This is a genomic window from Cupriavidus taiwanensis, from assembly GCF_900250115.1.
GTDB lineage: Bacteria > Pseudomonadota > Gammaproteobacteria > Burkholderiales > Burkholderiaceae > Cupriavidus > Cupriavidus taiwanensis_B.
This window is the reverse complement of sequence record NZ_LT984803.1, coordinates 2,534,077-2,547,634: the sequence shown is the minus strand read 5'-3', so window position 1 is coordinate 2,547,634 and position 13,558 is coordinate 2,534,077. Positions and strand designations below refer to the sequence as shown.

Here is a 13,558-nt window from a genome sequence, read left to right as displayed (position 1 = left end):
CACCAGCGCCAGGCCGGTGCTATTTCCTGCTTATTCTTCCTGGAACGCTTCTTCGCGCTTGGCCTTGATCGACGGCAGCGCCACGATCACGACCAGCACCGCGGCGGCGATCAGCAGGCCCATCGACAGCGGGCGCGTGACGAACACGCTGAAGTCACCACGCGACAGCAGCAGCGAACGGCGGAAGTTTTCTTCCATCATCGGCCCCAGCACGAAGCCGAGCAGCAGCGGTGCCGGTTCGCAGCGCAGCTTGATGAACAGGTAGCCGATCACGCCGAAGGCAGCGGTCTGGAACACGTCGAAGGTGGTGTTCTGGACCGAGTACACGCCGATGCAGCAGAACGTCAGGATGGCCGGGTACAGGTAACGGTAGGGCACCTTCAGCAGCTTGACCCAGATGCCGATCAGCGGCAGGTTCAGCACCACCAGCATCAGGTTGCCGATCCACATCGAGGCGATCAGGCCCCAGAACAGCGCCGGGTTGCTGGTCATCACCTGCGGGCCGGGCTGGATGTTGTGGATGGTCATCGCACCGACCATCAGCGCCATCACGGCGTTGGGCGGAATGCCCAGCGTCAGCAGCGGGATGAACGAGGTCTGCGAGGCCGCGTTGTTGGCCGACTCCGGACCCGCCACGCCTTCGATCGCGCCCTTGCCGAATTCACTGGCATGCTTGGAGGTCTTCTTCTCCAGCGAGTACGCGGCGAACGAGGCCAGCGAAGCACCGCCACCCGGCAGAATGCCCAACGCCGAGCCCAGCAAGGTGCCGCGCAGCACTGCAGGGATCATGCGCTTGAAGTCTTCCTTGGTCGGGAACAGGTTGGTGATGTGGTCGGTGAAGGTCTCGCGGTGCTCCTTCTGCTCCAGGTTGGCGATGATTTCGGCAAAGCCGAACACACCCATTGCCACCGAGACGAAGTTCAGGCCGTCGGTCAGTTCCGGCACGTCGAACGAGAAGCGCGCGGCGCCCGAGTTGACGTCGGTGCCGACCAGGCCCAGCAGCAGGCCCAGCACGATCATCGCAATGGCCTTGACCAGCGAACCCGAGGCCAGCACCACGGCGCCGATCAGGCCCAGCACCATCAGCGAGAAGTACTCGGCGGGGCCGAACTTGAACGCCAGTTCCGACAGCGGCGCGGCAAACGCGGCGAGGATCATGGTGGCGACGCAGCCGGCGAAGAACGAGCCCAGGCCCGCTGTCGCCAGCGCCACCCCCGCTCGCCCTCGCCTGGCCATCTGGTAGCCGTCGATGGTGGTCACCACCGACGACGATTCACCGGGCAGGTTCACCAGGATGGCGGTGGTCGAGCCACCATACTGCGCGCCGTAGTAGATGCCGGCCAGCATGATCAGCGCGGCCACCGGCGGCAGCGTGTAGGTCACCGGCAGCAGCATGGCGATGGTGGCCAGCGGCCCCAGGCCCGGCAGCACGCCGATCAGGGTGCCCAGCACGCAGCCGAGGAAGGCGTACGCGAGGTTCTGGAAGGTCAGGGCGGTGGAGAAGCCCAGGCCCAGGTTGGCGAGTAGTTCCATGTTGGCGGCCTCCTTAGCTTGCCAGGAAAGCCGGCCACACCGGCATCTGCAGGTTGATGCCGTACACGAACGCGCCCAGGCTGATCAGCACCAGGATGATCGAGTTAAGGATGGCACCCTTCCAGCTGAATTCATGGCTGGCCATCGACGACACCAGCACCAGCACCAGCACCGACAGCACCATGCCCAGCGGCTTGAGCAGCAGGCCGAACAGCACCACCGAACCGAGGATCCACAGCAGCGTCTTGATGTCCCAGCGGGCCAGGCTGTCTTCTTCCGACTTGGAAGACAACGACCCCCACAGCACCAGCGCGCCCAGCAGGGCGAGCACGATGCCGAGCCAGAACGGGAAGTATCCCGGTCCCATTTTTGCGGCAGTTCCCATGGAATAACCGCGTGCGACCCAGGAAAAGCCAAATCCGACCAGAATGAACATCAGGCCGGAGGCAAAGTCCTTTTGGCTACGTATGCGCAAAGTGAATCTCCTCGATAAGACGCTTGAAAATCTGCGGTCGACCCTTTGTTGCCCCGCATCAATGCGATCTGCAACGAAGGGCCCTCCTGCGGGCAGGGTGGAAGTTAAGGGGGCGACCTTTCAGCTACCTTTCAGATGTCTGCAAACAGCGTCATGGTTCGGGTATCCCCTAGTGAGATGGCGCTTAAAAGACCTCTGACCGGTCCGCAAATCCAGTCTGGAGGCGGGCTGGCGGGTGAGGCGGTGGAAGTGCTGCGCTATCATCCGGAGCAGTCCGCGTGTTGGTACCGCGGTCTCCGCGACAGCATCGGCCTGACAGCCCTGTAAGGTTGGAAAGGCTCCGGCGAGAACATATAGCTGAGGCAAGGAGCAGCTTGGAGAGCATCGACCACGTCATCCTGATCGGCGGCATCGTGATGTCCCTGGGCATCGTGCTGGGGGCGTTCTCGGCACGCTTCGGCGTGCCGTTCCTGCTGGTGTTCCTGGCCGTGGGCATGCTGGCCGGCGTGGACGGCCCCGGCGGCATTCGCTTCAACGACACCTGGCTCAGCTTCCTGGTGGGCAACCTGGCGCTGGCCGTCATCCTGCTCGACGGCGGGCTGCGCACGCGCTTTGCCACCTTCCGCGTGGCGCTCAGGCCGTCGCTGTCGCTGGCCACGGTCGGCGTGCTGGTGACGGCCGCGCTGGTGGGGATATTCGCCGCCTGGCTGCTCGGCATCGACTGGCGGCTGGGGCTGCTGCTGGGGGCCATCGTCGGCTCCACCGATGCCGCCGCGGTGTTCTCGACGCTCAATAGCAGCGGCATCCGGCTCAAGGAGCGGGTGGCGAGCGTGCTCGAGATCGAATCCGGCATCAATGACCCGATGGCGATCTTCCTGACGCTGACGCTGATCGAATGGCTGACCGCGCCCGGCGGCCTGACGCCGCTGGACCTGGTGCTGCGCCTGCTGGTGCAGTTCGGCGTGGGCGGCGTGCTGGGCCTTGGACTCGGCTATTGCCTGGCCAATGTGCTGGAGCGCACGCGCGTGGCCGAAGGCCTGCAGTCGATCCTGCTGTGCTCGGGCGGCGCGATGGTCTTTGCCATCGTGCAGAGCGCCGGCGGCAGCGGCTTCCTGGCGGTGTACCTGACCGGCATGCTGATCGGCAACCGCGAGCGCGCCGTCACCGCCGACACCATGCGCGCCATGGACGGCATGGCGTGGCTGGCACAGTCCGCCATGTTCCTGCTGCTGGGGCTGCTGGTGGCGCCGCACCGGATCTGGGAAGTCGCCGGCCCCGCTGTGGCGGTGGCGGCCTTCCTGATGCTGGTGGCGCGGCCGGTGGCGGTCTGGCTGGCGCTGCTGCCGTTCCGCTTCAATGCGCGCGAAACCGGCTTTATCGCCTGGATGGGCCTGCGCGGCGCGGTGCCGATCGTGCTGGCGCTGTTCCCGCTGTTGCGCGAAGTGCCGCAATCGGGCCTGCTGTTCCGCATTGCCTTTGCGGTGGTGCTGGCCAGCCTGCTGTTCCAGGGCACCACCGTGTCGGCGGCGGCGCGGCTGGCGCGCGTGCTGCGCCCCGGCTACCCCGAGCCGCTGGCGCGTTCGCGCCTGCGCGGCACGCGCGCGCCGATCCTGGAAGTGATGCAGTTCGAGGTCGGCCCCAACGCACCGGTCGAGAACGTGCGCGCCGACCAGCTGGAACTGCCGCCACGCTGCCGCCTGCTGACCGTGGCCCGCGACGACGCGCTCGCCGACCCGGGCCAGACGGTATTGCGCGCCGGCGACGCGGTCTGCGTGCTGGGGCCGACCGTCTCGTTGCCGCTGCTGTCGGCGTTGTTCCAGACGCCGGGGCGGGCGCCCACCTGGGAACAGGTCTCGCACGATTTCCTGCTGTCGGGCGACGCGCCGCTGCGCGACGTGGCCGCGCTCTACGGCACGCGCGCACTGACGCCCGACCAGGCATCGTTGACGCTGGAAAGCGCGATGCAGCGCGCGTTCACGTCGCCGCCGGTGGAGGGCGACAGCGTCGAGATCGCCGGGCTGCCGCTGACGGTGACGCGCATGGAAGGCGCGCAGATCGTGCAGGTGGGGTTGCTGCTGCCGCGGCTGGAAGGGGATTCGGCGGGGAAGCTGTGGGTGCAAAGGAAAAGGACGGACAGGCGCGAGCGTGCCGGATAGCGCTGGTTTTCTCCCCTCTTCCGCGCGCGGGAGAGGGGCGGGGGTGAGGGTGAGCGCTTGCCGCAGCCTGGGGGCTAAGAAACCGTTGGCTTCGCCTGGTTTGGTACCTCGCTAAACCACTCCTCACCCCGACCCTCTCCCCGTGAAGGGGAGAGGGAGAACACCTTGCCGAGGCCAGCTCGGGCGGCTTGGGAGCACCCAAAACCTTGGGGGCCGCGAACGCTTGTGGTCAGTCGACCTTCGCCCCCGACACCTTCACGATCTGCGCATACTTCTTCAGTTCCTTCTGGATCAGCGCCGCGAACTGCTCCGGCGTGGTCGGCGCCGGCTGGGCGCCGATGCGGGCCAGGCGGGCCTTCATGTCGTCGGTCTTCAGGATCGCCACGATCTCGTGGTTGAGCCGTTCGACGATCTCGCGCGGCGTGTTGGCCGGCGCGAACACGCCGAACCACGTCGAGATGTCGAAGCCTTCCAGCCCCAGTCCCTTGCCGGCCTCGGCAATGGTCGGCAGCTCCGGGACGGCCGCGGCGCGGCCGGCGGTGGTCACGGCGAAGGCCTTGAGCTTGCCCGCCTTGATATTGGCCGAGGCCGAGGCCAGGTTGTCGAAGATCAGGTCGGTCTGGCCCGACAGCACCGACAGCTGCGCCGGCGCCGCGCCGTTGTAGGGGATATGGACCATGCTGACCTTCGCCATGCTCTTGAACAGCTCGCCCGACAGGTGGCCGGCGCTGCCATTGCCGCCCGAGGCGTAGTCCAGCTTGCCCGGGTTCTTGCGCGCGTATGCGACCAGGTCGCGCACGTTGTTGATATGCAGCTCGGCGGCCTTGCCGGGGTGCATCACCAGCACGTTGGGCACGTCGGCAACCAGCGTGACCGGCGCGAAGTCTTTCACCGGGTCGTACGGCATCTTGCTGAACAGCGTCGGGTTGATCGCGTGCGTGGCCACCGCGCCCATGACGATGGTGTAGCCGTCGGCGGGCTGCTTGGCGACGTAGTCCGCACCGAGGTTGCCGCCGGCGCCGGGCTTGTTTTCCACGATCACGGGCTGGCCCAGGCTGTCGCGCAGCTTGTCGCCGATGGCGCGCGCCACGGTGTCGAGCGGGCCGCCGGCCGGGTAGGGCACGACGAAGCGGACCGGCTTGGAGGGATAGGCGTTGGTCGCCGCCACCGCGGCGGCGGGCATCAGTGCCGCGGTCAGCGCGGCGGCAAGCAGTTTCTTCAGCATGTTGCGGAGGACAGGGGGATTGGGAATTTCGGCGATGGTCAGCGGGCCCCGATGCCGCGCGCCATCATCACGGCGCACAGCGGCAGCAGGATCACCAGGTGCGATTCGATCATGACCCAGCGCCGCGCCGCCTTGATCTCGGACGGCGGCGGCACGTAATCGGGCAGCCTGCGCGCCTGCTTGCGCCAGCGCGCGATGGCAAGGGTGGGCGGCAGCGAGCACAGCGCGATCAGCACGAACACGCCCATCTTGGCGTGGAACCAGGGGTTGTGCAGGTAAAAGTCCGCGCCCTTGGCGCCGTAGAACAGGCGCAGCAGGCCGGTCCCCAGCGCCGCGATCGCCGACAGGAAGTAGAACAGGTCATACAGCGACAGGCGCCGCACGGTGGCGGGCGTAAGGTCCGGACGCAGCGCCACGGCCTCGGCGGCCATCAGCGTGATCAGGACGAAGATCGCCAGGAAATGCAGGAAGGCCAGGATGGCGTCGGTCAGCATGGGTTCTCCTTCGCTTTGCGCGGGCGCGCGCCCGGGAAAGTACTTCAGTGGGGACTGAACTTCCGGAAAGCGCCCGCGGCCGGATGGCCTGCCGCGGGCTGGAGGAGAATCTTACAGCACACCCTTTGCGCGAAGCGCGGCGATCTGCGCGGCGCTGTAGCCCAGGGTCCCGGCCAGCACGGTGTCGGTGTGCTCGCCCAGCAGCGGCGGGTGGCGCAGCGCCTGCGGCGGCGTCGCGCTCATCTTGATCGGGCTGCCGACCAGCTTGACCTCGCCCGCGCTCGGGTGCGGCAGGTCCACGCGCAGGCCGCGCGCCTTGACCTGGTCGTCCTCGAACACGTCGTCGAGCGTGTTGATCGGGCCGCACGGCACGCCCGCGGCCTCCAGGTCGCGGATCCATTGCGCGCGGGTGCGCGGGCGCACCATCCCGGCCAGGATCGGCACCAGCAGGTCGCGGTTGGCCACGCGCTGCGGGTTGGTGGCAAAGCGCGGGTCGTCGGCCAGCTCCGGCATGCCGCCGTCGGTGACGAACTTGCGGAACTGCCCGTCGTTGCCCACCGCGACGATGATCCAGCCGTCGGCGGCCTGGAAGGTCTGGTAGGGGACGATGTTCGGGTGCGCGTTGCCCCAGCGGCGCGGCGCCTCGCCGCTGGCCAGGTAGTTGGTGTTCATGTTGGCGAGCATGGCCACCTGCACGTCGAGCAGCGCCATGTCGATGTACTGGCCCTCGCCGGTGCGGTCGCGGTGCGCCAGCGCCGCCAGCACGGCGATGGTGGCGTACTGGCCGGTCATCAGGTCGGAAATCGCCACGCCGGCCTTCTGCGGGCCGCCGCCGGGCAGGTCGTCGCGCTCGCCGGTCAGGCTCATGAAGCCGCCCATGCCCTGGATGATGAAGTCATAGCCGGGGCGCGCCGCATACGGGCCGGTCTGGCCGAAGCCGGTGACCGAGCAGTAGATCAGGTCGGGCCTGACCTGCCGCAGCGAGTCGTAGTCCAGGCCATATTTCTTCAGCTGGCCGACCTTGTAGTTCTCCAGCACCACGTCGCTCTGCGCGGCCAGGTCGCGCACGATCCGCTGGCCTTCCGGGGTGCTGATGTCGCAGGTGACCGAACGCTTGTTGCGGTTGGCGGCCAGGTAGTAGGCGGCCTCGGCGGTGTCGCGGCCGTCCTCGTCCTTGAGCCAGGGCGGCCCCCAGGTGCGGGTGTCGTCGCCGGCGCCGGGGCGCTCGATCTTGATCACGTCAGCGCCGAAGTCGGCAAGGTTCTGGGCGCACCACGGCCCGGCGAGGACGCGGGTCAGGTCGAGGACGCGGAGATGGCTTAAGGCTCCCATGGCGGTATTCGAGGCAGAGGCAAGGGGGATCGGATGCGGAATGCGGGCGCTCGGCGCGCCCCGGAAACGGGGCGGCGCGGGTTGGCTGCACTGTACCACCGGCAAGTCGCCGGTGCCGCCGCAAGTGATGCATGCGTATCTCGTGGCTACTGGATTCCGGGCGATAGCCGGCCGCTTCCCGGGCGCCGGGGCCGACCTGCCCGGCGGCCTGCCTTGCCCGTATAATCAACGGTTTGCAAATCCCATACTGATTCGTCGCGCCCGGCCACGCCGGGGCAAGCGTCCGCCATCCCATGAAAGTCTCAGACATTCGCAGCAAGTTCCTGCAGTTCTTCGAATCGAAGGGCCATACCGTGGTCCGCTCGTCCAGCCTGGTGCCGGCGAACGACCCGACGCTGCTGTTCACCAATTCCGGCATGGTGCAGTTCAAGGACGTGTTCCTGGGCACCGACAAGCGCCCCTACAGCCGCGCCACCTCGGCGCAGCGCTCGGTGCGCGCGGGCGGCAAGCACAATGACCTCGAGAACGTCGGCTACACCGCGCGCCACCATACGTTCTTCGAGATGCTGGGCAACTTCTCGTTTGGCGACTACTTCAAGCGCGAGGCGATCCAGTACGCCTGGGAACTGCTGACCAAGACCTACCAGCTGCCGGCAGAGAAGCTGTGGGTGACGGTCTATGCCGAAGACGACGAGGCCTATGACATCTGGGCGAAGGAAGTGGGCGTGCCGGCCGGGCGCATCGTGCGCATCGGCGACAACAAGGGCGCGCGCTACGCCTCGGACAACTTCTGGCAGATGGCCGACACCGGCCCATGCGGCCCGTGCTCGGAAATCTTCTACGACCACGGCCCCGACGTGTGGGGCGGCCCGCCGGGATCGCCCGAGGAAGACGGCGATCGCTACATCGAGGTCTGGAACCTGGTGTTCATGCAGTTCAACCGCGACGAGCAGGGCAACATGACGCCGCTGCCCAAGCCGTGCGTCGACACCGGCATGGGCCTGGAGCGCATCGCCGCGGTGCTGCAGCACGTGCACAGCAACTACGAGATCGACCTGTTCCAGGCACTGATCAAGGCCGCCGCGCGCGAGACCCATATCGACAACCTGAACCAGAACTCGCTGAAGGTCATCGCCGACCATATCCGCGCGTGCTCGTTCCTGATCGTCGACGGCGTGATCCCCGGCAACGAAGGCCGCGGGTACGTGCTGCGCCGGATCATCCGCCGCGCCATCCGCCATGGCTACAAGCTGGGCCAGAAGACCCCGTTCTTCCACAAGCTGGTGCCGGACCTGGTCGAGCAGATGGGTCAGGCCTACCCCGAACTGGCCGAGGCGCAGTCGCGCGTGACCGAAGTGCTGAAGGCCGAGGAAGAGCGCTTCTTCGAGACCATCGAGAACGGCATGGCCATCCTGGACGCTGCGCTGGCCGAGCTCAAGCTCAAGGGCGGCAAGATGCTGGACGGCGAACTCGCCTTCAAGCTGCATGACACCTTCGGCTTCCCGCTGGACCTGACCCAGGACGTGTGCCGCGAGCAGGAAATCGGCGTGGACGAGGCCGCCTTCGACGCCGCCATGAATCGCCAGCGCGAGCAGGCACGCGCCGCCGGCAAGTTCAAGATGGCCGCCGGCCTGGAGTACACCGGCGACAAGACCGTGTTCCACGGCTACGAAAAGCTGGAACTGCCGCAGGCCAGGGTCACCGCGCTGTATGTGGAGGGCGCCTCGGTCGACACCATGCAGCCCGGCCAGACCGGCGTGGTGGTGCTCGACAACACCCCGTTCTACGCCGAGTCCGGCGGCCAGGCCGGCGACCAGGGCGTGCTGCGGGCCGGCAACGCGACCTTTGCCGTGGCCGACACCACCAAGATCCAGGCCGACGTGTTCGGCCACCAGGGCACGCTGCAGGGCGGTGCGCTCAAGCTCGGCGATGCCGTGTCGGCGCAGGTCGACGCGCTGCGCCGCGCGCGCACCGTGCGCAACCACTCGGCCACCCACCTGATGCACAAGGCGCTGCGCGAAGTGCTGGGCAGCCACGTGCAGCAGAAGGGCTCGCTGGTCGATGCGGACAAGACCCGCTTCGACTTCTCGCACAACGCCGCGCTGACCGACGCGCAGATCCGCCAGGTTGAAGAGATCGTCAACGCCGAGATCCTGCGCAACGAGGATACGCACGCCGAGATCATGCCGTTCGACGACGCGGTCAAGAGCGGCGCGATGGCGCTGTTCGGCGAGAAGTACGCCGACGACGTGCGCGTGCTGTCGATCGGCACTTCGAAGGAACTGTGCGGCGGCACCCACGTGCACCGCACCGGCGATATCGGCCTGTTCAAGATCGTGATGGAAGGGGGCGTCGCCGCCGGCATCCGCCGCGTCGAAGCCATCACCGGCGACAACGCGCTGCACTACCTGCAGGGCCTGGACGCCAAGCTGAACCAGGCCGCCGCCGTGCTCAAGGCGCAGCCTTCGGAACTGGTGCCGCGTATCGGCCAGGTGCAGGACCAGGTGCGCGCGCTGGAGAAGGAGCTGGAGCGCCTGAAGAGCAAGCTGGCCGCGTCGCAGGGCGACGAGCTGGCGGCGCAGGCGGTCGACGTCAAGGGCCTGAAGGTGCTGGCCGCGCAGCTGGACGGTGCCGACGTCAAGACCCTGCGCGAGACCATGGACAAGCTCAAGGACAAGCTGCAGAGTGCCGCCATCGTGCTGGGCGCGGTGGCCGACGGCAAGGTCAGCCTGATCGCCGGCGTCACCGCCGACGCCACCGGCAAGGTCAAGGCCGGCGAACTGGTCAACTTTGTCGCCCAGCAGGTGGGCGGCAAGGGCGGCGGCCGCCCGGACATGGCGCAGGCCGGCGGCACCGAGCCGGGCAAGCTGCCGCAGGCGCTGGCGGGTGTCAGCGAATGGGTGGCGGGCAAGGTTTGATCGCGTAACGATCATCGCGGATTTGCTCCCCTCTCCCATTTGTGGGAGAGGGGCGGGGAGAGGGCCGGAACTGCCACGAAGTGATTCGGCATCGTGCCTGGCAGGCGCCGGCCCTCCCCCCAACCCCTCTCCCGCGAGCGGGAGAGGGGGCCATCCGCCGCAGGCATTGCGGCAGTCTCCTTTCCTACTTCTCCGTGTTCCCCGTAGCGCTGCGCAGCGTCGTCAGCAAATCGATCGGCAGCGGAAACACGATGGTCGAACTCTTGTCGCCGGCGATCTGCGTCAGCGTCTGCATGTAGCGCAGCTGCATGGCCTGTGGCTGCCGCGCCAGCATCTGCGCCGCTTCCAGCAGCTTCTCCGACGCCTGCAGTTCGCCTTCGGCATGGATCACCTTGGCGCGCCGCTCGCGTTCGGCTTCGGCCTGGCGCGCGATGGCGCGGACCATGGTCTCGTTCAGGTCGACGTGCTTGATCTCGACGTTCGACACCTTGATGCCCCAGGCGTCGGTCTGCGCGTCGAGCGCCTGCTGGATGTCGAGGTTGAGCTTCTCGCGCTCGGCCAGCATCTCGTCCAGCTCGTGCTTGCCCAGCACCGAGCGCAGCGTGGTCTGTGCCAGCTGGCTGGTGGCTTCGAGGAAGTTCGCCACCTGGATGATGGCGCGTTCGGGATCGACCACGCGGAAGTACACCACCGCATTGACCTTGACCGAAACGTTGTCGCGCGAGATCACGTCCTGCGGCGGCACGTCCATCACCACCGTGCGCAGGTCGACCCTGACCATCTGCTGTACCGCCGGGATCAGCAGCACCAGTCCCGGGCCCTTGACCTTCCAGAAGCGCCCGAGCATGAACACCACGCCGCGTTCGTATTCGCGCAGCACGCGGAACGCCATGATGATCAGCAGTGCCAGCAGGAAAATCACACCGCCGAAGCTGAATCCGTAGGCCATGGTCAGGCTCCCGTGTCAGGGGTCGATGGGGAAGAGGAGGCCGGCGCGCTGCCCGCGGCGATCACTTCGAGCACCAGGCCACTGCGTCCGGTGACCAGCACCGGCGTGCCGCGCGCCAGCGGGGTGGCGCTGCGCACGCGCCAGGTCTCGCCGCGCACGCTGGCCCAGCCTTCCTCGCGCAGGTCGTCGAGCAGCTCCCCGCGGCTGCCGACCAGCGTGTCGGCGCCGCTGACCACCGGGCGCTTGCGCGAGCGCACCAGCAGCGCCGACATGCCGAACACGAACACCGCCGACAGCGCCGACAGCGCCGCCACCATCGGCAGCGGCACGCCAAAGCCCGGCACGTCGGTGTCGATCAGCATCACCGCGCCGAAGGCGAAGGCGACGATGCCGCCGACGCCAAGCGCGCCGAACGTCGGCAGGAACAGTTCCGCCACCATGCAGCCGATGCCCAACGCCACCAGCGCCAGCCCGGCGTAGTTCACCGGCAGCATGTGCAGCGCGAACAGCGCCAGCAGCAGGCAGATTGCGCCGACGATGCCCGGCACCACCATGCCCGGCGTCGAAAACTCGAAGATCAGCGCGTAAATGCCGATCATCATCAGCAACAGGGCCACGCTGGGCTCGGTGATCACGGCCAGGAAGCGGTTGCGCCAGTCCGGCTCCAGCGTCACCACCGGGGCATTGGCGGTGTGCAGCACGCTGGCCTTGCCGCCCGCCGCGGTGAGCTTGCGTCCCTCGGCCTGTCGCAGCAGCGCGGGCAGGTCGGCGGCTACCAGGTCGACCACGTGCTGGGCCAGCGCTTCGTCCGCCGACAGGCTGACCGACTCGCGTACCGCGCGCTCGGCCCACTCGGCGTTGCGTCCGCGCAGTTGCGCCAGCCCGCGGATATAGGCCGAGGCATCGTGCATCTGCTTGCGCGCCATGGTGTCGCCCGACGCGGGCTCGCTGGCGGGCGCCGAAGCGGGTCGGGCGCCGGGCAGGGACTCAGGCTTCTGCGGCCCGCCGATGCCGACCTGCACCGGCGTGGCCGCGCCCAGGTTGGTGCCCGGCGCCATCGCCGCGATATGGCTGGCGTAGAGGATGTAGGTGCCCGCGCTGGCCGCGCGCGCTCCGCCGGGATAGACATAGCTGGCCACGGGCACCGGCGAGGCCAGGATCGCCTGGATGATCTCGCGCATCGATGCATCCAGCCCGCCGGGCGTGTCCATTTCGAGCACCACCAGCTGCGCGCCGGCTTCGCGCGCGCGCGCCATGCCGCGCAGGATAAAGCTGGCACTGGCCGGGCTGACCGCGCCTTTCAACGGAATCACGTAGACCGGCGCGGTGGCCGTGGCCGTGGTGCCCGCCGGCGGGGCCGCGGCGCCGCTGCCGCCGAAGGCAAGGGCGCAGCATGCCAGCGCCAGGCTGGCCAGCAGCCGGAAGGCCCGCAGCAACGCGGTGGCAGGGTTCATGGCAGGAGCGGGGCAGGCAAGGTGCCGTGGTGACGCCACTTCAAGTGTAGGCCACCGGGCACATCTTGCACGCGGCCCCGCCGGTCAGGCCGCCGCCAGTTCGGGGCCGGCCGCGCCGGGCGGTGCCGGCGTGAGTTCGGGCAGGGCCTCGACCAGCGCATGCAGCGCGGCGCTGGCCATCGACGGCTGCCACGCCAGCAGCGTGCGCACCCGGCCCGCCGCGCCCAGGCTGTGCTGCCGGATGGCGGGCAGGTCGCGGTACAGGCCGAGCACGGAGCTCGGCACGATCGCCGCGCCAATGCCGGCCGCGACGCAGGCGACGATGGCATGGTAGGAGCTGAGTTGCAGCACGCGCGGCGTCGGCGCGGTGCCGGAGCCGTACCAGGTCTCGAGCCGCGCGCGGTAGTTGCAGCCCGGCTCGAACGCCAGCAGCGTCGGCACCTCCAGGTCGGCCGCGCCGCGTACCGGGCGATGGTGCTCGCGCGTGATCACCACCAGCTCTTCCTCGAACACCGGCACCGCGCGCAGCGCCGGATCGGCGAGCGGCTCGGCGACGAAGGCGCAGTCCACCTCGAAGCGCGCCAGCGCATCGAACGCCTGCCGCGTGGCCAGCGTCACCAGTTCCAGCTGCACCTCGGGCCAGGCCTGGTGATACGCGGCCAGCACCCCGGGCAGGCGGCTGGCGGCAGTGCTTTCCATCGAGGCGATGCGCAGCCGGCCATGCGGGCGGGCCGGCAATACCGCCTGGCGCGCTTCTTCGGTCAGGGTCAGGATCCGGCAGGCGTAGTCGAACAGGGTCTGGCCCGGCGGCGTCAGCACCATGCGCCGGCCGTCGCGCACGAACAGGTCGACGCCCAGCGACTGCTCCAGCTGGCGGATGCGGGTGGTGACATTGGACTGCACCCGGTGCAGCCGCTCGGCTGCGCGGGTGACGCCGCCAGCTTCGACGACGGCGCGGAAAATCTCCAGCGCGGCAAGATCCATGGTGCGGCTCCCGGGTAATCCATCAGATTTCAGAATGG

10 protein-coding genes are annotated in these 13,558 nt (G+C 68.3%); 2 read left to right on the top strand and 8 right to left on the bottom strand.

From position 1 onward, the window contains the following. Positions 1–30: 30 nt before the first annotated feature. Positions 31–1,533: a tripartite tricarboxylate transporter permease gene (locus tag CBM2586_RS11870; RefSeq protein WP_115661502.1), complete on the bottom strand. Its 1,503-nt coding sequence runs from the start codon at positions 1,531–1,533 to the stop codon at positions 31–33. Positions 1,534–1,546: 13 nt separating this feature from the next. Next, positions 1,547–2,008, bottom strand: a complete 462-nt coding sequence (locus CBM2586_RS11865) for a tripartite tricarboxylate transporter TctB family protein (protein WP_115661503.1) — start codon at positions 2,006–2,008, stop codon at positions 1,547–1,549. Positions 2,009–2,382: 374 nt separating this feature from the next. On the opposite strand from CBM2586_RS11865, the gene CBM2586_RS11860 reads away from it, so the two are divergent. After that, positions 2,383–4,164: a potassium/proton antiporter gene (locus CBM2586_RS11860; RefSeq protein ID WP_115687681.1), complete on the top strand. Its 1,782-nt coding sequence runs from the start codon at positions 2,383–2,385 to the stop codon at positions 4,162–4,164. A 229-nt stretch (positions 4,165–4,393) separates the two neighbouring features. Here CBM2586_RS11860 and CBM2586_RS11855 read toward each other — a convergent pair whose 3' ends face one another. From CBM2586_RS11855 to CBM2586_RS11845, 3 genes are all read right to left on the bottom strand, one after another. Beyond that, a complete protein-coding gene (locus CBM2586_RS11855) occupies positions 4,394–5,389 on the bottom strand; it encodes a tripartite tricarboxylate transporter substrate binding protein (RefSeq protein WP_115663698.1) in 996 nt (331 codons plus the stop codon). Positions 5,390–5,427: 38 nt separating this feature from the next. Then, a complete protein-coding gene (locus CBM2586_RS11850) occupies positions 5,428–5,883 on the bottom strand; it encodes a DUF2214 family protein (protein WP_115661505.1) in 456 nt (151 codons plus the stop codon). 111 nt (positions 5,884–5,994) lie between these two features. Next, complete coding sequence (locus tag CBM2586_RS11845) at positions 5,995–7,215, bottom strand: CaiB/BaiF CoA transferase family protein (protein WP_115661506.1); 1,221 nt, start codon at positions 7,213–7,215, stop codon at positions 5,995–5,997. 293 nt (positions 7,216–7,508) lie between these two features. Here CBM2586_RS11845 and alaS point away from each other — a divergent pair, with 293 nt between their 5' ends. Beyond that, positions 7,509–10,133: an alanine--tRNA ligase gene (gene alaS / locus CBM2586_RS11840; protein ID WP_115687679.1), complete on the top strand. Its 2,625-nt coding sequence runs from the start codon at positions 7,509–7,511 to the stop codon at positions 10,131–10,133. 184 nt (positions 10,134–10,317) lie between these two features. Here alaS and CBM2586_RS11835 read toward each other — a convergent pair whose 3' ends face one another. The 3 genes from CBM2586_RS11835 to CBM2586_RS11825 form a co-directional block, all read right to left on the bottom strand. Continuing rightward, positions 10,318–11,082 (bottom strand): slipin family protein, encoded by a 765-nt coding sequence (locus tag CBM2586_RS11835; protein WP_115661508.1) that lies wholly within the window; start codon positions 11,080–11,082, stop codon positions 10,318–10,320. A 2-nt stretch (positions 11,083–11,084) separates the two neighbouring features. Beyond that, entirely contained in the window at positions 11,085–12,536 is a 1,452-nt protein-coding gene (locus CBM2586_RS11830) for an NfeD family protein (protein WP_115687677.1), read from the bottom strand. Positions 12,537–12,620: 84 nt separating this feature from the next. Next, a complete protein-coding gene (locus CBM2586_RS11825; RefSeq protein WP_115687675.1) occupies positions 12,621–13,520 on the bottom strand; it encodes a LysR substrate-binding domain-containing protein in 900 nt (299 codons plus the stop codon). Positions 13,521–13,558: the final 38 nt, after the last annotated feature.

Excerpts from the sequence above, each read along its gene's own strand:
- CBM2586_RS11830 (WP_115687677.1), bottom strand. The coding sequence starts at position 12,536 with ATGAACCCTGCCACCGCGTTGCTGCGGGCCTTCCGGCTGCTGGCCAGC.
- CBM2586_RS11825 (WP_115687675.1), bottom strand. The coding sequence starts at position 13,520 with ATGGATCTTGCCGCGCTGGAGATTTTCCGCGCCGTCGTCGAAGCTGGC.
- CBM2586_RS11845 (WP_115661506.1), bottom strand. The coding sequence starts at position 7,215 with ATGGGAGCCTTAAGCCATCTCCGCGTCCTCGACCTGACCCGCGTCCTC.
- CBM2586_RS11850 (WP_115661505.1), bottom strand. The coding sequence starts at position 5,883 with ATGCTGACCGACGCCATCCTGGCCTTCCTGCATTTCCTGGCGATCTTC.
- alaS (WP_115687679.1), top strand. The coding sequence starts at position 7,509 with ATGAAAGTCTCAGACATTCGCAGCAAGTTCCTGCAGTTCTTCGAATCG.
- CBM2586_RS11855 (WP_115663698.1), bottom strand. The coding sequence starts at position 5,389 with ATGCTGAAGAAACTGCTTGCCGCCGCGCTGACCGCGGCACTGATGCCC.
- CBM2586_RS11870 (WP_115661502.1), bottom strand. The coding sequence starts at position 1,533 with ATGGAACTACTCGCCAACCTGGGCCTGGGCTTCTCCACCGCCCTGACC.
- CBM2586_RS11835 (WP_115661508.1), bottom strand. The coding sequence starts at position 11,082 with ATGGCCTACGGATTCAGCTTCGGCGGTGTGATTTTCCTGCTGGCACTG.